General features: G+C 72.0%; 18 protein-coding genes, 1 other RNA gene and 1 pseudogene. 9 read left to right on the forward strand and 11 right to left on the reverse strand.

Features of this window, described 5'->3' with window-relative positions; all coding sequences use genetic code 11:
* Positions 1 to 12 precede the first annotated feature (12 nt).
* The 3 genes and pseudogenes from rnpB to ACWD5F_RS11840 form a co-directional block, all read right to left on the reverse strand.
* An RNA gene (gene rnpB / locus ACWD5F_RS11830) (RNase P RNA component class A) lies at positions 13 to 431 on the reverse strand.
* Positions 432 to 549: 118 nt separating this feature from the next.
* A pseudogene (locus tag ACWD5F_RS11835) lies at positions 550 to 1329 on the reverse strand (DMT family transporter); the annotation flags it as partial.
* A gap of 63 nt (positions 1330 to 1392) precedes the next feature.
* The gene (locus ACWD5F_RS11840) at positions 1393 to 2244 is read right to left on the reverse strand and encodes an AraC family transcriptional regulator (protein WP_451253452.1); all 852 of its coding nucleotides are present in this window, start codon (positions 2242 to 2244) and stop codon (positions 1393 to 1395) included.
* A gap of 172 nt (positions 2245 to 2416) precedes the next feature.
* Here ACWD5F_RS11840 and ACWD5F_RS11845 point away from each other — a divergent pair, with 172 nt between their 5' ends.
* Both ACWD5F_RS11845 and ACWD5F_RS11850 read left to right on the forward strand, forming a co-directional pair.
* Positions 2417 to 3187 (forward strand): MerR family transcriptional regulator, encoded by a 771-nt coding sequence (locus tag ACWD5F_RS11845; RefSeq protein ID WP_451253454.1) that lies wholly within the window; start codon positions 2417 to 2419, stop codon positions 3185 to 3187.
* On the forward strand, positions 3184 to 3855 hold the full coding sequence (locus ACWD5F_RS11850; protein ID WP_451253456.1) for a hypothetical protein: 672 nt from the start codon (positions 3184 to 3186) through the stop codon (positions 3853 to 3855). Before ACWD5F_RS11845 ends, ACWD5F_RS11850 begins: the two co-directional genes overlap by 4 nt.
* Here the strand turns inward: ACWD5F_RS11850 and ACWD5F_RS11855 are convergent.
* Positions 3803 to 5239 carry an RNB domain-containing ribonuclease gene (locus ACWD5F_RS11855; RefSeq protein WP_451253458.1) on the reverse strand — a complete coding sequence of 479 codons (1437 nt, stop codon included), beginning with the start codon at positions 5237 to 5239 and terminating at the stop codon, positions 3803 to 3805. The genes ACWD5F_RS11850 and ACWD5F_RS11855 overlap by 53 nt on opposite strands.
* Positions 5240 to 5316: 77 nt before the next feature.
* Between ACWD5F_RS11855 and yaaA the strand changes: the two genes are divergently transcribed.
* Together yaaA and eda are read left to right on the forward strand one after the other, a co-directional pair.
* On the forward strand, positions 5317 to 6099 hold the full coding sequence (gene yaaA, locus ACWD5F_RS11860) for a peroxide stress protein YaaA (protein WP_451253460.1): 783 nt from the start codon (positions 5317 to 5319) through the stop codon (positions 6097 to 6099).
* Positions 6100 to 6173: 74 nt separating this feature from the next.
* A complete protein-coding gene (gene eda, locus ACWD5F_RS11865) occupies positions 6174 to 6800 on the forward strand; it encodes a bifunctional 4-hydroxy-2-oxoglutarate aldolase/2-dehydro-3-deoxy-phosphogluconate aldolase (RefSeq protein ID WP_451253462.1) in 627 nt (208 codons plus the stop codon).
* On the opposite strand, the gene ACWD5F_RS11870 is transcribed toward eda, so the two are convergent.
* Positions 6784 to 7812 (reverse strand): zinc-dependent alcohol dehydrogenase family protein, encoded by a 1029-nt coding sequence (locus ACWD5F_RS11870; protein WP_451253464.1) that lies wholly within the window; start codon positions 7810 to 7812, stop codon positions 6784 to 6786. The genes eda and ACWD5F_RS11870 overlap by 17 nt on opposite strands.
* A gap of 124 nt (positions 7813 to 7936) precedes the next feature.
* On the opposite strand from ACWD5F_RS11870, the gene ACWD5F_RS11875 reads away from it, so the two are divergent.
* Entirely contained in the window at positions 7937 to 8734 is a 798-nt protein-coding gene (locus ACWD5F_RS11875) for a helix-turn-helix domain-containing protein (RefSeq protein ID WP_451253466.1), read from the forward strand.
* Here ACWD5F_RS11875 and ACWD5F_RS11880 read toward each other — a convergent pair.
* Genes ACWD5F_RS11880 through ACWD5F_RS11890 form a run of 3 tightly spaced genes read right to left on the reverse strand, consistent with a single transcriptional unit; the run spans position 8722 to position 11540 of the window.
* Positions 8722 to 9933, reverse strand: a complete 1212-nt coding sequence (locus ACWD5F_RS11880) for a bifunctional RNase H/acid phosphatase (RefSeq protein WP_451253467.1) — start codon at positions 9931 to 9933, stop codon at positions 8722 to 8724. The two genes, ACWD5F_RS11875 and ACWD5F_RS11880, sit on opposite strands and share 13 nt — an antisense overlap.
* A gap of 12 nt (positions 9934 to 9945) precedes the next feature.
* Positions 9946 to 10689 carry a zinc ribbon domain-containing protein gene (locus ACWD5F_RS11885; RefSeq protein ID WP_401729228.1) on the reverse strand — a complete coding sequence of 248 codons (744 nt, stop codon included), beginning with the start codon at positions 10687 to 10689 and terminating at the stop codon, positions 9946 to 9948.
* The gene (locus ACWD5F_RS11890; RefSeq protein ID WP_451253469.1) at positions 10686 to 11540 is read right to left on the reverse strand and encodes a Nif3-like dinuclear metal center hexameric protein; all 855 of its coding nucleotides are present in this window, start codon (positions 11538 to 11540) and stop codon (positions 10686 to 10688) included. Before ACWD5F_RS11890 ends, ACWD5F_RS11885 begins: the two co-directional genes overlap by 4 nt.
* Positions 11541 to 11738: 198 nt before the next feature.
* On the opposite strand from ACWD5F_RS11890, the gene ACWD5F_RS11895 reads away from it, so the two are divergent.
* Both ACWD5F_RS11895 and ACWD5F_RS11900 read left to right on the forward strand, forming a co-directional pair.
* Complete coding sequence (locus ACWD5F_RS11895) at positions 11739 to 13043, forward strand: hypothetical protein (RefSeq protein ID WP_451253471.1); 1305 nt, start codon at positions 11739 to 11741, stop codon at positions 13041 to 13043.
* A gap of 95 nt (positions 13044 to 13138) precedes the next feature.
* Entirely contained in the window at positions 13139 to 13282 is a 144-nt protein-coding gene (locus ACWD5F_RS11900; RefSeq protein WP_401729201.1) for a hypothetical protein, read from the forward strand.
* Positions 13283 to 13395: 113 nt separating this feature from the next.
* On the opposite strand, the gene ACWD5F_RS11905 is transcribed toward ACWD5F_RS11900, so the two are convergent.
* Genes ACWD5F_RS11905 through ACWD5F_RS11915 form a run of 3 tightly spaced genes read right to left on the reverse strand, consistent with a single transcriptional unit; the run spans position 13396 to position 16327 of the window.
* Positions 13396 to 14337, reverse strand: coding sequence for a 3-oxoacyl-ACP reductase (locus ACWD5F_RS11905; protein WP_451253473.1), 942 nt, complete (start codon positions 14335 to 14337; stop codon positions 13396 to 13398).
* Between the two features lie 11 nt (positions 14338 to 14348).
* Complete coding sequence (locus ACWD5F_RS11910; RefSeq protein WP_451253475.1) at positions 14349 to 15425, reverse strand: Zn-dependent alcohol dehydrogenase; 1077 nt, start codon at positions 15423 to 15425, stop codon at positions 14349 to 14351.
* Positions 15426 to 15469: 44 nt separating this feature from the next.
* Positions 15470 to 16327: a MaoC/PaaZ C-terminal domain-containing protein gene (locus tag ACWD5F_RS11915; protein WP_401729204.1), complete on the reverse strand. Its 858-nt coding sequence runs from the start codon at positions 16325 to 16327 to the stop codon at positions 15470 to 15472.
* Between the two features lie 280 nt (positions 16328 to 16607).
* Between ACWD5F_RS11915 and ACWD5F_RS11920 the strand changes: the two genes are divergently transcribed.
* Together ACWD5F_RS11920 and ACWD5F_RS11925 are read left to right on the forward strand one after the other, a co-directional pair.
* The gene (locus tag ACWD5F_RS11920) at positions 16608 to 17594 is read left to right on the forward strand and encodes an ABC transporter ATP-binding protein (protein ID WP_451253478.1); all 987 of its coding nucleotides are present in this window, start codon (positions 16608 to 16610) and stop codon (positions 17592 to 17594) included.
* Positions 17594 to 18310, forward strand: a complete 717-nt coding sequence (locus tag ACWD5F_RS11925; protein WP_451253480.1) for an ABC transporter permease — start codon at positions 17594 to 17596, stop codon at positions 18308 to 18310. The genes ACWD5F_RS11920 and ACWD5F_RS11925 overlap by 1 nt, the downstream gene beginning before the upstream one ends.
* The last annotated feature ends 3 nt before the right edge of the window (positions 18311 to 18313 follow it).

Raw genomic sequence — 18313 nt, forward strand, 5'->3', positions numbered from 1 at the left:
GAGCCCTGCTGGCAGACGAGCCGGGCCGTACGCCGGGTTCTGTGTCCGGGAGGACCTCACGGTCCCCCCGGCGACGGCCATCCATCTACGACCGACGTTGCCGTCGGCCTCCTGCGGTCTACCCGCGGACTCGGGCGAGCAGCCCTCGAACGTCCGCGCAGGAGCCCCGTCCATTCCCAGGAAGGGACTCCCTTTTGACCTTGCTCCGGGTGGGGTTTACCTAGCCGCCTGAGTCACCTCAGGCGCTGGTGGTCTCTTACACCACCGTTTCACCCTTACCCGGCACCGAAGCACCGGGCGGTTTGTTTTCTGTGGCACTGTCCCGCGGGTCACCCCGGGTGGCCGTTAGCCATCACCCTGCTCTGTGGAGCCCGGACGTTCCTCGGGAAGCCCCCGTCAAGGGGACTCCACGCGGCCGTCCGCCCGGCTCGTCTGCCGTGTCGACCATGCTACCGGGCGTGTGCCCTTGCGCGGACCGGAGGCCGCCGTGGCCAGGATCGAGCCCGCGAGGATCAGGGTGAACGCCGTTGCGATGCCCAGGGTGAACGCCTCGTTCAGGAAGAGCGCTCCCGCCGCCACCGCCACCGCCGGATTGACGTACGTGATCACCGTCGAGCGCGTCGGGCCCACCTCCTTGATCAGTTCCAGGAAGGTCACGAAGGCGACCGCCGTGCAGATCACTCCCAGGCCCGCCAGCGACGCCAGGACCGACGTGGACGGGACCGTCGACGGCCATGACATCGCCGCCGCGGGGGCGTACACCAGCGCTGCCAGTGCCAGGCACGGGGCCGTCAGCTGGAGCGTCGGGACGTCCTTCAGGTAGCGCGCCGCTATCAGCGGTGCCGTCGCGTAGCCCAGGACCGTCACGAACACCTCCGCCAGGGAGCGGGCGTCGCCTCCCGTCAGGTGCGGGACCGTCAGGACTCCTACGCCCGCCAGGCCCAGACCCAGGCCCGTCACCCTCCTCGCGCCCAGGCGTTCCGTGTCCCCGAAGAAGCGCGCCAGGACTACGCCGACGATCGGGACGCCCGCTATCAACAGCCCCGCCGTCGAGCTCGACAGGTGCCGTTCCGCGTCCGTCAGTGTGAACCACGGGCCGATGATCTCGATGCACGCGAAGGCCAGCATCGGCAACCAGTGGGCGCGGACCGTGCGGACCAGGCCGCCGCCTCGCAGGGCGAAGGGGAACAGGAGGAGCGCGCCCAGGGCACAGCGCGTGAAGACGACCATCGACGGGGAGAGGTCGTCCACCGCCACCTTGATCATCAGGTAGGGGATGCCCCAGATGACGCCCATGAGGGAGAACAGGAACCAGCCGCGTGCAGTCATGAAGGGAGGATGGCTCCGCTCAGCGGCCCGCGTCTTGAACGCTATTGCGGTACGCCGCCGGCGTCACGCCCTGGGCACGCGGCGTCCCCCCTCAACGCCCCCACCCAAAACACTGCTCCGATAAACCGCCGGCGTCACTCCCAGCACCCGCCGGAACCACCGCGTCAGGTGCGCCTGATCCGCGAAACCGACCAGTGGAGCCACCTCCGCCGGGCGCAGACCCGTGTCCAGGAGGCGGCGGGCCCTGGAGACCCGGTGCTGCGCCAGCCACGCGTACGGCGGCACCCCCGTCGCCGTACGGAAGGCCCGGAGGAGCTGGTAGCGGGACAGGCCCAGATCGCCCGCCAGGGCGGCGAGGGACGGGGGTTCCAGGAGCTCGTCGGCCAGCCGGTCCCGTACCGCTCGGGCTATGGCGTCCGCGCCCGGGACCTGGTCGCAGGTCGGGCGGGACGTGGAGTGGCGGCGGGACAGGGCCGTCAGGAGCCAGGGGAGGCGGGACTCCGCCTCCAAGGGGTCCGGGCAGGCGCTCAGTTCGGAGTGGGTCAGCAGCAGTGCGGACGCCAGTTCCGGGTCGTCCAGCAGCGGTTCGCGGAAGTGTGGGACGCCTCCTACCGTGCCCTCCGTCAGGAGGGTCGGCTCGGCGTACAGCGCCCGGTACGCGTAACCGTCGGTCGCGCTGCCGGGGCCGCCGGTGTGGATCTCGCCGGGGGCCAGGACGACGATCGAGCCGGGTCCTGTACGGATGTGACCGCCTCGGTAGTCGATCAGTTCGGAGCCGTCCACGCAGACGCCGATGGTGAACTCGTCGTGCGCGTGCGGCGAGTACACGTGCTTGTCGAAGCGGGCGGTCAGGAGGTGCAGCGCCGGGCCGCAACGGCCCAGCCGCGCCTTCGTCCACAGAGCCTCTTCGGCCATCGCCCCGCACCCCCCTCGTACGCCGTAGGCCGTAGGCCGGCCCCATTCACTCCTACGGACGCAACACCTTCAAGCCCTTTTCCATGCCCCCGCCTCCACCTTCCCCCATCGGCACCCGCGCGGCGGCGCCGTCGCTTGACCTTGCCGCAGCGTCAACGTTTCTACTGGTCCCATGCGGATCGGAGAACTCGCCGCCACCGTCGGCGTCACCACGCGGGCCGTGCGGCACTACCACCATCAGGGGCTGCTGCCCGAGCCGGAGCGGCTGTCCAACGGCTACCGGCAGTACACGCTCCGCCACGCGGTCGTGCTGGCGCGGATCCGCCGGCTGACCGAGCTGGGGCTCGGTCTCGCCGAGGTGCGGGACGTGCTCGCCGAGGACGCCGGGAAGGATCTGGCCGAGGTGCTCACCGAGCTGGACGAGGACCTCGCCCGGCAGGAGGCGGCGATCCGGGAGCGGCGGTCGCGGTTGCGGGCGTTGCTGGAGGCGGAGGGCGGGCTGTCCGCCGATGCCCCGGTCTCGCCCGAGCTGGCCGCGCTGTTCGAGCGGACCGCGCACTGGTCCGACTCCCCCATGGCCGCCAAGGACCGCGAGGTCCTCGCCCTGGTCGAGACGGCCGCGACCCCCGAGGACCGGGAACGGCTGCTGGCGGCGATGGGGGTCGTCGCCGACTCGCCGGAGACGGTGGCCAAGGCCAATGAGGCGTACGTGCTGCTCGACCGGCTCGCCGACGCCGATCCCGGCGATCCCCGGGTGGAGGCCGCGGCCCGGCTGCTCGCCGAGTGCACCCCGCCGCAGTTGCTCCCGGACTCCGGCCCGCTCGACCACGACAACGGCTTCCTGCGCGCCTTCTACGCCGACTTCGCCCCGGCCCAGGCCGCCGCGATCCGCCGCGCCCTGCGCATCCTCGCCGAGGAACGACGAACGGAGGAACAGCCATGACCACCGCCATGACGACAGCGACGAGAACCGCGTACGCCGTCCTCCGCCACGAACTCCGGCTGCTCGCGAGCCTCGTGCTCTGGGTGACCCGCCGCACGCACGACACCGAGGGCAAGCAGGCCTTCGGGTACGCCCGCGGACAGGCCGCGATGATGTACGGCTTCGCCTTCGTGTGCGTGGTCGAGACGGTCGCGATGTCCGTGCTGCTCCGCGAACTGCCCGTCCTGCACGCGGTGTTGCTCGTCCTGGACGTCTACACCGTCCTCTTCGTCCTCGGCATGCACGCGGCCTCGGTCGTACGGCCGCACGTGCTCGACGTCGACGCCCGCTCCCTGCGCGTCCGCCAGGCCGGGCACATCGATCTGCGGATACCGCTGGAGAAGATCGCGTCCGTGCGGCGCGAACTGCGCATGACGCACACCAAGACCGACGGCCAACTCGACCTCCCCATCGGCTCGCAGACCACCGTCACCCTCGAACTCGCCGAGCCGGTGACCCACTTCAGCTTCAGCGGCCGCCAACGGCCCCTCCACCTCGTCCGCTTCCACGCCGACGACGCCGACGGATTCGTACGAGCTATCAAGCAGGCAATGGAAGAGACCCTCACAGGGACCCTCACGCCGGCACGAACAGCACCTTCGCCGCCGCTCCCGGGTCGGCCCGGCTGAGGCGTACCCGCAGCCGTTCCCCCAGGGGCAGTTGGTCCCCCTCGATGCGGCCGATGATCGCCGGCGACTCCAACTGCACCGTCCCGACACCGGACTTGTGCTCGTCGAGTTCCACGACCACCGCGTCGAAGAGCTCCCCCACCCGGTCCTTCAGCAGGGCCGCCTCGACGATGTCCACGGACGCCCGTTCCACGGCGCCCGCGCGGCGCGTTCCGTCGGCCATCTCCTTCGGCAGCGCATCCAGTGCGGTCAGGACCCAGTCCGGTACCGCCGTCCCCGCGACGGCGGCCAGGCAGATCTCGGCGGCGTAGCGGTCGACCAGACGACGGAGGGGCGCGGTGCAGTGGGCGTAGGGGGCCGCGACGGCGGCGTGCGTGGTGATGGGCGGCAGCTTGCCGTCCCGGAAGACCGTGTAGCCGGCGCCGCGCAGCAGGGTCGTGCACTCCTGGAGGAAGGCCGCGTGGTCGGGGCGGTGCGGGTCGAGGGAGCGGACGAGGCGCGCGTACGAGACGTGGTGCGGCCAGTCGATGTGCAGGGCGCGCGCGGTACGGCGCAGGCGGCCGACGGCGCCGTCGGGGGCGGCCGGGAGGGTGCGCAGGACGCCGGTGCCGTGGGCGAGCATGAGGTCGGCCGCCGCCATACCGGTGAGCAGGGAGATCTGGGCGTTCCAGCCGTCGGCGGGGAGCGGGGCGCGGAAGCCGAGTTCGTACTGCCCGTCCCGCTCGACGATCTCCTGCTCGGGCACGTTGAGCGAGATGCCGCCGCGCTCGACCTCCAGCGCCTCCCGCAGCCCCCCGATCACCTTGAGCAGCGCGAGCGGTTTCTCGGCCGTGCCTGCGTCGATCTGCCGTTGTACGCCCGCGTAGTCGAGCTTGGCGCGGCTGCGGACCAGGGCCCGGCGGACGTCGACGGCGACCGTGCAGCCGTCCGCGTCGAGGTCGATCGTCCACAGCGCGGCCGGACAGGTCTGGTCCGGCAGCAGGCTCGCCGCACCCTCGCTCAGCACGGTCGGGTGCAGCGGGACCTTCTCGTCGGGGAAGTACAGGGTCGTCACGCGCCGGTGCGCCTCCAGGTCCAGCGGCGCGCCGGGTACGACGAAGGCGGCGACATCGGCGATGGCGTACCGGACGCGGTAGCCACCGGGCCGGCGGCTCAGGTGCATCGCCTGGTCGAGGTCGGTGGAGGTGGGCGGGTCGATGGTGAACAGGGGGATGTCGGTGGCGTCGTACGACGGCAGCGCGGGCGCCTTCGCGGCCCGCTGGGCCTCGGCGAGGGCCTCGGGCGGGTAGCTCGCGGGCACCTCCAGTTCGGCACGCAGCGCGGTGAGGGCCGCCCGGAGCGGGGCTTCGGGGGCGCCGGTCACGCGGATGTGGCGGCTGGGCATGTAGCGAGCGTAGGTCCCGGTCCGCCGGGTGGCACGCCGTACGCTGTCCCGGAGCTCAACCGAAGGAGACCGATCCCGTGCTCGTCCTGCTGCCGCCCTCCGAAGGCAAGGCGTCCTTTGGCCGTGGTACCCCGCTGAAGATGGAGTCGCTGTCGCTGCCGGGGCTCTCCGACGCCCGCGCGGCCGTGCTCGACGAGTTGGTCGAACTGTGCGCCGCCGACGAGGAGAAGGCGCGCGAGGTGCTCGGGCTGACCGAGGGACTGCGCGGCGAGATCGCGAAGAACGTCGACCTGCGCACGGCCGCCGCCCGGCCCGCCGGGGAGATCTATACGGGGGTGCTGTACGACGCCCTCGACCTGGCCACGCTGGACACCGCCGCCAAGAGACGGGCCGCGCGGTCGCTGCTGGTCTTCTCGGGACTGTGGGGCGCGGTCCGCGTCACCGACCGCATCCCCTCCTACCGCTGCTCGATGGGCGTGAAGCTGCCCGGGCTCGGGGCGCTGGGCGGCCACTGGCGGGCGCCGATGGCCACCGTCCTGCCCGAGGTCGCCGGCGACGGACTCGTCCTCGACCTGCGGTCCTCCGCGTACGCGTCCGCCTGGAAGCCCAAGGGCGAGGTGGCCGACCGGACGGCGAGCGTACGAGTGCTGCACGCGCCGACCCGGAAGGTGGTCAGCCACTTCAACAAGGCGACCAAGGGGCGGATCGTACGGAGTCTGCTGTCGGCCGGGGTGGCGCCGAAGGGGCCGGCCGAGCTGGTCGAGGCGTTGCGGGACCTCGGGTATGTGGTGGAGGGGGAGGCGCCTGCGCGGGGTGGGCAGGCGTGGTCGTTGGATGTCTTGGTGGACGAGATTCACTGACATCACATTGAAGCCTGTTGCAGTGTGCGCAACGCCCTTTGCATAGGCTGCATCACCCCGGCAGGATGAGCGGCATGCCCACGTCTGTACTGGACCTTGCCCCCGTCGTCCCGGTCGTCGTCCTCGATGACGTCGCCGATGCCGTTCCGCTCGCGCGGGCGCTGGTCGCCGGTGGGCTGCCCGCGATCGAGGTGACGTTGCGGACGCCGGTCGCGCTGGACGCGATCCGGGCGATCGCGGATGCCGTGCCGGACGCGGTGGTCGGAGCCGGGACCGTCATCACGCCGGCGCAGGTGACGGAGTCGGTGGCGGCGGGGGCTCGGTTCCTGGTCAGCCCGGGCTGGACGGACGTACTGCTGGAGGCGATGCGGGCGTCCGGGGTGCCGTATCTGCCGGGGGTGTCGACGACCTCGGAGGTCGTGGCGCTGCTCGAGCGCGGGGTGCGGGAGATGAAGTTCTTCCCGGCGCAGGCGGCGGGCGGGACGGCGTATCTGAAGTCCCTTGCGGGGCCGTTGCCGCAGGCGCGGTTCTGTCCGACGGGCGGAATCGGGGCGGCCAACGCGCCGGAGTATCTGGGGCTGCCCAACGTCGGCTGCGTGGGCGGGACTTGGATGATTCCGGCGGATGCGGTGGCCGCCGGGGACTGGGGGCGGATCGAGGGGCTGGCGCGGGAGGCCGCGGGGCTCAGGCGATCCGGATGACGACCTTGCCGAAGGCGGCGCCGGTCGCGTAGTAGGCGTACGCCTCGCGCACGTCGTCGTGGCCGAAGCCGAACACCCGGTCCACGGGCGGGCGGAGGGCGTGCAGGGTGATCGCGCGGTTCATCCGCTCGAAGTCGGCGCGGCTGCCGACGAAAAGGCGGCGCAGGGTGACCAGGGCGGAGCCGAGCGCCTCGGTGCTGATCTCCAGGGACTTCCGGCCCGGGCTGTTGCCGGCGATCAAGGCGATACGGCCGTAGAGCGCGGCGGCGCGCACCGACTGCTCGACGGTCTCCGGGCCGCCGGTCTCCACGACGAGATCGGCGCCACGTCCGCCGGTCAGTTCGCGGACGTCACGCCACCAGGTCGGATTCCGGGCGTAGTTGAGGACGTGGTCCGCGCCCAGCGCCTTGAGACGTTCCGCCTTGGCGGGACCGGACGTCGTGGCGACGACCTCGGCGCCCAGGGCCTTCGCGAACGACACGGCGAAGAGCGCGAGGGCGCCCGTGCCGAGGGTCAGAACCGTCTCGCCGGGGAGCACCGGTTCGGCGCCGCCGGTCACCGCGTTCCAGGCCGTGACGCCGGCACAGGGCAGAGCGGCCGCCTCCTCCCAGGTCAGGTGGCCGGGTACGGCGACGGCCGCGTCCTGGTCGAGGCGGACGTACTCGGCGAGCATGCCCGGGAGGGTGACGCCGGGCTGGTCGATCAGGGCCGGGGTGATCCGGCCGTCGAGCCAGCGCGGGAAGTACGTACTGGTCACCCGGTCGCCGACGGAGAACCGCGTGACCTCGTCCCCGACGGCGACGACCTCGCCCGCGCCGTCACTGAGCGGGACCACATCAGGGGCCGCCTTCAGCGGGTAACTCCCGTCCAGGATCAGCAGATCCCGCCGGTTGAGCGAGACGGCACGCATCCGGACGACGAGGTCGCGGGGGCCGGGTTCGGGGCGACGGGCGGTGTCGCGGGCGACGATGCCGTCTGGGGAGCCGAGGGTTTCCAAGTGGTAGGTGCGCATGGGGTCATGCTGGTCAGGCGGGGGGCGGGGCTCAATTCCCGGCGGGGTATGGGAGCCGCGGGATCCAGCAGGGCGGGGGTCTCGCCAGCCTCGGGTGTCGTACCCGTCCCGTACAACTGACCCCATGACCACTGTGGGACAACCACCGCCCTTCGCCCGCGAGTTGCTGCGGTGGCGCACCGCGCGCCGGGTCAGTCAGCTGGAGCTGGCCTCGCGGGCCGGGACCACTCAGCGGTACGTCAGTTTCATCGAGCGGGGGCGTTCGGTGCCGGGGCGGGCCGTCGTGCTGCGGTTGGCCGAGTCGCTGGAGTTGCCCCTGCGGGAGCGCAACACGCTGTTGCTCGCGGCGGGTTACGCGCCCGCGTATCCCGAGTCACCGCTGGACGCGGTCGAACTGGGGCCCGTGCGGGAGGCGTTGGACGGCATCCTGGAAGGGCATCTGCCGTATCCGGCGCTCGTCGCCGGGCCGCGCGGTGAACTCGTCGCGGCGAACGGCGCGTTCGACGTGCTCACCGAGGGGGTGGCGGCGGAGCTTCTGGCGCCGCCGGTCAACGTGCTGCGGCTGGCGCTGCATCCACGCGGGATGGCTCCTCGGGTGATCAACCTGGACGCGTGGGGACGGCACATCGTGGAGAACCTGCGGGCGCGGGCGGCCCGCGGTCCCGACCCGTCGCTGGACGGGCTCGCGGCGGAGCTGGCCTCGTACGTGCCGGCACCGGACGCCTCCGGCGACGACTATCTCGGCTTCGCCGTACCTCTGCGACTGCGGTGTGCCGAGGGCGAGTTGCGGCTGCTGACGACGCTGACCTCGTTCGCCACCGCCGTCGACGTGACGCTCGCCGAGCTGCAACTGGAGGCGTTCCTGCCCGCGGACGCGCGGACGGCGGAGATCCTGCGCGACCGGGCCGCTCAGCGCAGGTGAGAGGTGTCGTTGAAGAGCCGTACGCTCGCGTTGCCGTCCGCGAAGTACGCCACCGCCGACAGGGCCGCGGCCGAGAGTTCCATGCGGAACAGGGCCTCCGGTGGGGCGCCGAGGGCGAGGCGTACGAAGGTCTTGATCGGGGTGACGTGGCTGACGAGGAGGACCGTGCGGCCCGCGTGGGCCGCGACCAATCTGTCGCGGGTGGCGGCGATTCGGGTGGCGGTCGCCGCGAAGCTCTCGCCGTCGCCGGTGGGTTGGGCCTCGGGGTCGGCCAACCAGGCGGTCATGTCGTCCGGGTAGCGCTCGCGGACTTCTCCGAAGGTGAGGCCTTCCCACGCGCCGAAGTCCGTTTCGCGTAGGCCTTCGTCGATGGTTACGTCGAGGCCGAGGTGGGCGGCGACGATGGCTGCGGTTTCGCGTGTGCGGCTTAGGGGGGACGCGATGATGGCTTGGATCGTGCCGCGTTTTGCCAAGGCCGCGCCCGCCCTCTCGGCCTGGTCGCGGCCGACGTCTGACAGGGACGGGTCGGTGCCGCCGCTGCCTGAGAAGCGCTTTTGGGGAGTTAGTGGGGTTTCGCCGTGGCGGAGGAGGACGAAGGTGGCGGGGGCGCCCATGTCGGGGGACGAGCCCCAGCCGACTGTGGGTTGAGGTGTCGTCGCCAGATTGCGCGCGGCGCGGGTGTCGGCAGTTGTGACAGTGCCGGCCGGTGGGGGCTGGTCGCGCAGTTCCCCGCGCCCCTTAAGAGGCACGTCCAAGTCGGCACCGGACATCGATGCCGACCATTGTTCGCCTCGCCTGCCCGCGTCCATCGCCTCGTTGGCCAGGCGGTCTGCGTGCTTGTTCTGCTCCCTGGGGATCCACTCGTATGTCACCCGGTCCGGCGGGAAGACGGTCGCCGCCTCTGCCGCCAGGGGCTTCATGTCCGGGTGTTTGATCTTCCAGCGGCCCGACATCTGCTCGACGACGAGCTTGGAGTCCATGCGGACGTGGACGGAGGCGGAGGGGTCCAGGGTGTGGGCCGCGCGGAGGCCCGCCAACAGGCCGCGGTACTCGGCGACGTTGTTCGTGGCGACGCCGATGTACTCCGCCGCCTCCGTCAACGTCTCGCCCGTCGTGGCATCCAGCACCACGGAACCGTAGCCCGCCGGCCCCGGGTTGCCCCGTGAGCCGCCGTCGGCCTCGATGATGAACTCCCGCACGCCCAGGGCTCCTTACAGACCGGACTCGGACGTACGCACCAGGATGCGGCGGCAGTTCTCGCAGCGGACGACCGTGTCGGGGGCGGCGGCGCGGATCGCGTTGATGTCGGTGATGGCCAGCTCCTGGCGGCAGCCCTGGCAGCTGCGCTGGTACAGCTTGGCCGCGCCGATGCCGCCCTGCTGCTCGCGGAGCTTGTCGTAGAGCTTGAGGAGGTCTGCGGGGATCGTGCCCGAGATGACCTCGCGCTCCTTGGTGACCGTGGCCACCTCGCCGTCGATCTCCTTCACCGCGGCGTCGCGGCGCGCGGTCGCGTCGTCGATCTTCGACTGGACGGAGGAGACCCGCTCGGTGAGCTCGGCGATCCGCTCCTGCACGGACTCGATGCGCTCCATGACCTCAAGGACGACGTCCTCCAGGTCACCCTGGCGCTTGGCGAGGGAGACGATCTCGCGCTGGAGGTTCTCCAGGTCCTTGGGCGAGGTGACGGCGCCGGAGTCCAGGCGCTGCTGGTCGCGGACGGCGCGCTGGCGCACCTGGTCCACGTCCTGCTCGGCCTTGGTCTGCTCGCGGGTGGTGTCGCTCTCCTCGGTCTGCGCGGCCACCAGCAGGTCGCGCAGCTGGGTGGCGTCCTTGGTCAGCGCGTCGATCTCGGCGTGCTCGGGCAGCGAGCGGCGGCGGTGCGCGAGCTGCTGGAGGCGGACGTCGAGGGCCTGGACTTCGAGGAGTCGGATCTGGTCGGCGGGCGCGGCGTTCAGTTGGGGGCTCCAGGGGTGTGCGTCGGGTTGGACGCCGCGTGGGCGGTCCAGGGGTCGGTGACCGTCGGCGAGACATGGACGCGCAGGTCCCAGCCGTGCCGGTCGGAGATCTCGTCGAGCTGGGCTGCGGCCAGCTCGCACCAGGGCCACTCGGTGGCCCAGTGCGCCGCGTCGAGCAGCGCGAGGGGGCTGTGGGCCACCGCTTCGGAGGCCGGGTGGTGGCGCAGGTCCGCGGTGAGGAAGGCGTCGACGCCGGCCGCGCGGACCTGGTCGAAGAGGCTGTCCCCGGAGCCGCCGCTGACGGCGACCGTGCGGATCATCGCCTCGGGGTCGCCTGCCACCCTGATGCCCTGCGCGGTGGCGGGCAGCCGTTCGGCGGCGCGGGCCGCGAACTCGCGCAGTGGCAGCGGGGGGTCCAGTTCGGCGATCCGGCCCAGGCCGCGGCGGCCCTGCGGGTCGGTCGGGTCCGGTACGAGGGGTCGTACGACCCTCAGGTCCAGGGCGCCGGCGAGTGCGTCGGAGACGCCCGGGTCGGCGGTGTCGGCGTTGGTGTGGGCGACGTGCAGCGCGATGTCGTTCTTGATCAGCGTGTGCACGACCCGGCCCTTGAAGTGCGTGGCCGCCACCGTCGTCGTACCGCGGAGGTAGAGCGGGTGGTGGGTGACCAGCAGGTCGGCGCCCAGCTTCACCGCCTCGTCGACGATCTCCTGGACGGGGTCCACGGCGAACAGGACCCGGGTGACCTCCTGCTCGGGGTCGCCCACGACCGTGCCGACCGCGTCCCAGGACTCGGCCCGCGCGGCGGGCCACAGTTCGTCCAGCGCGGCGATGACTTCAGACAGACGGGGCACGGGGAAAGGCTACCTGGCTGATCTGTGGCGCTGAACCGACAAAGCCACCCGGCCTCTCCCCTGGGCCCCGCTCAGCACATCCGCCACCGTTTCCTCAGGCGAATCGTTCCTGGGCCACCCTTATGTGTGAAGAGGGTGCCTGGTGGTCCCACGTCCGTGCGTACGAAAACTAGCTTCGTGGCCGGAGGTGACCAGACGATGACGGCCTGTGCGATCGAACCCGGGACGACCCCTGAGGAGACGACACCCGAGGAGGGGGCTCCGCAGGTGGAGTGCACGATCAGCGCGGACGGTGCCTACGCCGCCCGCCTCGCGCTCGACGGCGGCTCCTGGTTCCCGGAGCGCTGGACCCTGGACGGCCCCGAGCCGTACGCCGTCCCGCTGCCCGGCAACCAGCCGGAGGAACCCGGCACCGAGGTGCAGCCGATGGGCGACGGGCGGGTCCTGATCCGGCGCCTGGTGGACGGGCGGCACGTCTTCACGCTGCTGTACCCGACCGGACCCGGCACCGGCGAGGTGCTGATCGGCGGGGTCGAGTGCCCGGACGAGGACACCCGGCTGCGGCTGCTGCCGCCCGCGCCGTGCGGCGAGAAGGCGTACGCCCTCGCCGTGGGCCGGCGCGCCAGCACGCTGTGGCTGGTGGCGGGCGGCTCCTTCGGGCCCGAGCACGTGGCGGAGATCCCGGGGCGCTGCTCGGGCGGGGTGTGGCTGGACCGGACGGGCCGGATGCTGGCCCTGGACCGGGAGGTCGGCGGCTGCACCAAGGCGATCGTGGTCGACCTGGAGCGGGCCGGCGAGGTCTCGCCGCTGCTCCAGATCGCGGCCGGCAGCGACGACCGGCTGCTGCTCGCCGACCCGGACAGCGGGCTGCTGCTGATCCGCTCGGACGCGCCGTCGCCGGGCGAGGACCGGCTGGGCTGGGGGGTGCTGGGCAGCACGCTGCCGGTGCGCTTCCCGGAGAGCCTGCGGCTGCCGGACTGCGCGGTGACGCCGTTCGCGATCCAGCCGGGGCTGGTGCTGATGCCGGAGAGCTGCGGGGTGGCGCTGCGCGTGGACGGGCCGGTCGGCAGTTGGGTCGGCGCATGGCGGCCGTCCGAGCGGCGGATGTGCCATCTCCCGGCGCCCGAGGGCTGGTTGGCGGGCACCGGGTTGTGGACCAGGGACGGGGTGCTCCAACTGCCCTTCACCACGGCCGAGGTGCCGTGCGGGGTGGCGCGGGTGGTGGTGCCCTGGGGGGAGACGGGGGACCGGGGGGAGACGGGGGATGCGGGGATGACGGGGGAAACGGGGGGCGCGGGGATGACGGGGGGATCGGGGGACGCGGGGGGCGCGGGCCCGGGGGGTTCGGATCGGGGCGGTACGGCCGTGTCGGCGGCGTCGGGGAGTTCGTCCCCGGCCGCGGACGGGTCGTCGCAGCCGGATCCCCCGGTGCCCGCCGTGCCCGCGGCGCCGCGTCCGGTGCCGCTCGGGAAGGCGCCGTTGGCGCGTCTTGTAACGAACTAGTGCCGGTTGGCGCGCCCTTGTGGATCCGAGGTCAGGTGTGCTGGATAAACTCGCCGGGCTGTTAGAAAGATCATGTTGACGGGGTGAACCTTCCGATGAGCGACGCAAGCACGATGCAGCCGCTGACCGCCGATACCCACGAGGACAACGGGCAGGGCCGACACCGGGGGCCGGTCTCGGCCCAGGACGGCGAGACGGCCCCTCGCGGCCGACACCGCAAGCCGGAGTCGGGCGAGTAGGTGGCCTGACGGCACGTAGATGAAGGGGGTGGCCCGGGTTACGGGGCCACCCCCTTCTGTACTTCTTTTTCTGTACTTCTTTTTCTGTACCTCTGCTTCTGTACTTCTGGGCGTCAGTCCCGCTTGAGCCCCAGCACCTCCGCCGCCGCGAACGTCTCCCCCGTCGGCCGCTCCGCGTAGTGCGGAGTGAGCAGGGCGTCGAGTTCGTCGAAGCTGAAGATGTCCTTCTTGCTGTCGAACTTCGCCTGGACGCGCGGGCGTTCCACGATCGCGACCATGCCGCCGTGCACCACCAGGAGCTGTCCGTTGACACGGGCCGCGGCGGGCGAGGCCAAGTAGCCGACGAGCGGGGCGACATGCTCGGGCGCGAGCGGGTCGAGGCCCTCCTCGGGGGTGGCGAAGCCGGCGAAGACGTCCTCGGTCATCCGGGTGCGGGCGCGGGGGCAGATGGCGTTGGCGGTCACGCCGTACTTGGCGAGCGCGAGGGCCGTGGAGGTGGTGAGGCCGACGATCCCGCCTTTCGCGGCCGCGTAGTTGGGCTGTCCGGCCGAGCCCGCGAGGAACGCCTCCGAGGAGGTGTTCACGATCCGCCCGTACACCGGTGCGCCGGCCGCCTTGGACCGCTCGCGCCAGTGCGCGGACGCGAAGTGGGTCGTGTTGAAGTGCCCCTTGAGATGGACCCGGATCACCGCGTCCCACTCGCCCTCGGTCATCGAGAAGACCATCCGGTCGCGCAGGATGCCCGCGTTGTTGACCAGGACGTCCAGCTTGCCGAACTCCGACACGGCCGTCTCGACGAGCGCGCGGGCCTGGGCGAAGTCGGCGACGTCCCCGGTGTGGGCGACCGCCGTGCCGCCCGCCGCGCGGATCTCGGCGGCGACCTCCTCGGCGGGGCCCGCGGAGGCGTCCCCCGATCCGTCCCGGCCCGGCTGGCCGAAGTCGTTGACGACGACGGCCGCGCCGAGCCGGGCGAGCTCCAGCGCCTCGGCCCGGCCGAGGCCCCGGCCGGCGCCGGTGACGACGGCGGAGAGCCCCTCAAGTGGCAGCGACGACACAGGAACTCCCGTCAGATCTCGATGCACGTACGCAGGGCCGTCCCGGTACGCATCTGGTCCAGGGCCTCGTTGATGTCGGCCAGCGGGACCCGGTGGGTAATCAGGCCCTCCAGGTCGATGCGGCCGGCCCGCCACAGGGCGATGGTCCGCTCGTAGGAGCGCAGGACGTCGCCGCCACCGTACATCGACGGCAGGATCCGCTTCTCGTCGAAGAACAGCTCGAACATGTTGAGTTGGAGGAAGTCGTCCATGGCGCCCGCGCCGACGATGATCAGGCTGCCGCCGCGCCGGGTGTTGTCGTAGGCGGTGCGGGCGGTGCTGGAACGGCCGACGACCTCGAAGACGTAGTCGAACCCCTCGCCCGCGGTGACCTGTTGCTTGGCGTCGGCCAGTTCCTCGGGCGAAACGGCCCTGGTGGCACCGAACTTGAGCGCAGAGTCGCGCCGGGAGGCGACCGGGTCGACGGCGACTATCTCGGCGGCGCCCTTGAGCCGTGCGCCCTGGATCGCGGAGATCCCGACGCCCCCGCAGCCGATGACGGCGACCGACGAACCGGCCTCCACATCAGCGGTGTTGAGGGCGGCGCCGAGTCCCGTGGTCACCCCGCAGCCGATCAGCGCGGCGATGTCGAAGGGCACGTCGTCGGGGATCGGGACCGCGCAGCCCGCGTCGACGACGACCTCCTCGGCGAAGGTGCCGGTGCCCGCGAAGCCGAAGAGGTCACCGGTGGGGCGCCGGAAGTTGGGCGTGCCGGCGTTCATGAACCCGGCCAGACACAGTTCGGTCTGGCCGCGCTTGCAGGCGGCACACTCGCCGCAGGCCGGCAGCCAGCACACGACGACCCGGTCGCCGGCCTTCAAGTTGCTGACGCCTTCCCCGACTTCGAGGATCTCGCCCGCGCCCTCGTGCCCGGGCACGAACGGCGCCGGCTGCGGCAGCACCCCGCTCATCGCGGACAGGTCGGAGTGGCACAGGCCCGTGGCCCGCACCCGGATCCGCACCTTGCCGGGCCCGAAGCCCACCGTCTCGACGTCGTCGAGGACCTCCAGTTTGTCCTGGCCGATCTCTTGCAGTACGGCTGCGCGCATGGTGCGGCTCCCCTCAGGTGATCCCCGGTCAAGTCGGCGTGGATTCAGGAGTGTTGGACGATGGTGTCGGCGAGGACGGGCGCGTCGTCCCGCTCCACGGCGCTCACGGCCACCCGGACCGAGCCGTCCAGCCGCCACATCCGGATGCGCAGGGTCTCGCCGGGATACACGACCCCCGCGAACCGGGTGCTGTACGCGCGGACCCGGCCGACATCACCGTCGAGCAGCGTGTCGACGACCGCCTTCAGCGTCATGCCGTACGTGCACAGCCCGTGCAGGATCGGCTTCTCGAACCCGGCCACCTTCGCGAACTCGGGGTCCGCGTGCAGCGGGTTCCAGTCGCCGGAGAGCCGGTAGAGCAGCGCCTGGTCCTCACGGATGCCGCGCTCGACGGTCCGGTCGGGTTCGCCGGAGGGCGGGTCGAGACGAGCGGAAGGACCACGATCGCCACCCCATCCCCCTTCTCCCCGTACGAAGATCTGCGAGTCGTTGGTCCACAACGGGCCCTCGGCGTCGGCGACTTCGGAGCGCATCAGCAGGACGGCCGCCTTGCCCTTGTCGTACACGGCGGCGATCCGGTTGGTGGTGGTCGCGCTGCCCGTCGCCGGGATCGGGCGGTGCAGCTCCAGCGTCTGGCCGCCGTGCAGCACCTTGGCCAGTTCGACGTCGATACCGGGCAGGGACAGTCCGCTGATCACGCCGGGCGCGCCGGATCCGGCGACGGTGGCGAAGCTCGGCAGGACGTGCAGCCGGGACTCCAGGGTGTAGCGCAGTTCGTCGGGATCGGTGGCGGGGCGGCCGGCCCCGATGCCGAGGTGGTACAGCTGGACGTCCTTCGAGGTCCAGGTGATCTCGCCGGTCCGGGGTTCGGCGGCCAGGGCCTTGGCGGCGTCGATGGGCAATGCGGCTCCCTGAGTAATCGGAGAGACCCCGGTACGGCCGTCCGCACCGTCGGCCGCACCGAGGTCGTCACGGGCCGATCTAGAACGCGTTCCAGTCCGGCGCCCCTTGTATAGCCCAGCGCACCGCACTTGTGAAGGCTCCTGACACTGTGTCAGGTGACCGGACGCACCCCGACCGGCTCCCGGCCCCCCTCCCGTTCCGGGCCATGACATTTGTCCTGCCGGAGTCCGTACAAGCGCATCTGCCGCGAGGTGGGGCCGAGTTCGTAGCGTCATAGCCATGACTCAGGGGACGGGTACACAGACACCAGGCACACCAACGGAGACGGCCGTACGGTTCACCGCCGCCGTCAAATCCTTCGGCGCCGTCCGTGCCGTGGACGGCATCGACCTCGACATCGCCCCCGGCGAGACCGTGGCCCTGCTGGGCCGCAACGGCGCCGGCAAGTCGACGACGATCTCGCTGCTGCTCGGCCTGAACGAGCCCGACGAGGGCACCGTCCGGCTCTTCGGCGCTCCCCCGGAGCTGTCGGTGCGGGCCGGACGGGTCGGCGCCATGCTCCAGGAGGCACGGGCGGTGCCCCGGGTCACGGTCCGCGAACTGGTCGCCTTCGTCGCCGGGCGCTACCCGGCCCCGCTCCCCGTCTCCGAGGCCCTACGGCTGGCCGGCATCGCCGAACTGGCCGGGCGGCGCGTGGACCGGCTCTCCGGCGGCCAGACCCAGCGGGTCCGGTTCGCCGTGGCGCTGGCCGGCAACCCCTCGCTGATCGTGCTTGACGAGCCGACCGCCGCCCTGGACGTGGAGGCGCGGCAGGCCTTCTGGGCGTCGATGCGGGTGTTCGCGCGCCGCGGCCACACGGTCCTGTTCTCCACGCACCACCTGGAGGAGGCGGACGCGTACGCCGACCGCATCCTCGTCATCGACCGCGGCCGGATCGTCGCCGACGGCACCGGCGAGCAGCTCAAGCGCTCGGTGGGCGGCGGCCTGGTCGCCTTCGACCTCGCCGGGCGCGACACCGCGGGCCTCGACCGGCTGCCCGGGGTGCGGTCCCTGGAGGTGCGCGGCGACCGGGCGCGGCTGCGCACCGACGACCCGGACGCGACGGTGATCGCACTCGCCGGCCTCGGCGCGATCCGCGGCCTGGAGGTCGCCCCGGCCTCCTTGGACGACGCGTTCCTGGCGCTGACGTCGGACTCCACCACCTTCGCCCCCGCCACTTCCACCTCGCTCTCCGGCTCCACCTCGACCTCGGTGGAGGTGGCGTGATGCTGGACTACCTGCGGCTCGAAGTGCGCCGGACCCTGCGTGACGCGGGCTTCGTGATCGGCGGCATCGCGATGCCGGTGCTGATGTACCTGCTCTTCACCAACCTCGGCGGAGACGACGGTGGCTGGAAGACCGGCTCGATGATCGGCATGGCGGGGTACGGCGCCGTCGGCTGCGCCCTGAACACCGGTGGCGGGGTCGCCGAGGACCGGGCGATCGGCTGGCTGCGGCAGCTGCGGGTGACCCCGATGACCCCGCGCCAGGTCGTGGTGGGCCGCACCCTGACCGGTTCGGTGACCGTGCTGCCCGCGATCGTCGTGGTGCTCGCGGCGGGCGGTCTGGTCAACGGCGTCCGGCTGGCCGCCTGGCAGTGGGCGGCCGTCGCCCTGCTGCTGTGGCTGGGCTCGGTGCCCTTCACGCTGCTGGGCCTGGGCAACGGCTACCGGCTGACCGGCCAGACCACCGGCGTGACCAACATGGCCTGCAACCTGGGCCTGGCCGTCCTGGGCGGTCTGTGGTTCCCGGTCACCCTCTTCCCCGACTGGCTGCGCACCCTGTCGGCGTACACCCCCACGTACCGCTTCGCCCAGCTGGGGACGGGCGTCGCGGAGGGACACGCCCCGGCGATCGGAGCCATCCTTGTCCTGACCCTCTGGCTGCTGGCCTTCGGTTCGTACGCTGTGCTGTCGTACCGCCGGTCCGGCCGGACCGTCTGAACG

It is taken from the genome of Streptomyces sp. NPDC002499, from assembly GCF_053595415.1.

Coding starts and splice junctions, on each gene's coding strand:
- ACWD5F_RS11840 (WP_451253452.1), bottom strand. CDS start 2,244: ATGGCCGAAGAGGCTCTGTGGACGAAGGCGCGGCTGGGCCGTTGCGGC.
- ACWD5F_RS11900 (WP_401729201.1), top strand. CDS start 13,139: ATGAGCGACGCAAGCACGATGCAGCCGCTGACCGCCGATACCCACGAG.
- eda (WP_451253462.1), top strand. CDS start 6,174: ATGCCCACGTCTGTACTGGACCTTGCCCCCGTCGTCCCGGTCGTCGTC.
- ACWD5F_RS11925 (WP_451253480.1), top strand. CDS start 17,594: ATGCTGGACTACCTGCGGCTCGAAGTGCGCCGGACCCTGCGTGACGCG.
- ACWD5F_RS11895 (WP_451253471.1), top strand. CDS start 11,739: ATGACGGCCTGTGCGATCGAACCCGGGACGACCCCTGAGGAGACGACA.
- ACWD5F_RS11920 (WP_451253478.1), top strand. CDS start 16,608: ATGACTCAGGGGACGGGTACACAGACACCAGGCACACCAACGGAGACG.
- ACWD5F_RS11910 (WP_451253475.1), bottom strand. CDS start 15,425: ATGCGCGCAGCCGTACTGCAAGAGATCGGCCAGGACAAACTGGAGGTC.
- ACWD5F_RS11850 (WP_451253456.1), top strand. CDS start 3,184: ATGACCACCGCCATGACGACAGCGACGAGAACCGCGTACGCCGTCCTC.
- ACWD5F_RS11875 (WP_451253466.1), top strand. CDS start 7,937: ATGACCACTGTGGGACAACCACCGCCCTTCGCCCGCGAGTTGCTGCGG.
- ACWD5F_RS11845 (WP_451253454.1), top strand. CDS start 2,417: ATGCGGATCGGAGAACTCGCCGCCACCGTCGGCGTCACCACGCGGGCC.
- ACWD5F_RS11855 (WP_451253458.1), bottom strand. CDS start 5,239: ATGCCCAGCCGCCACATCCGCGTGACCGGCGCCCCCGAAGCCCCGCTC.
- ACWD5F_RS11870 (WP_451253464.1), bottom strand. CDS start 7,812: ATGCGCACCTACCACTTGGAAACCCTCGGCTCCCCAGACGGCATCGTC.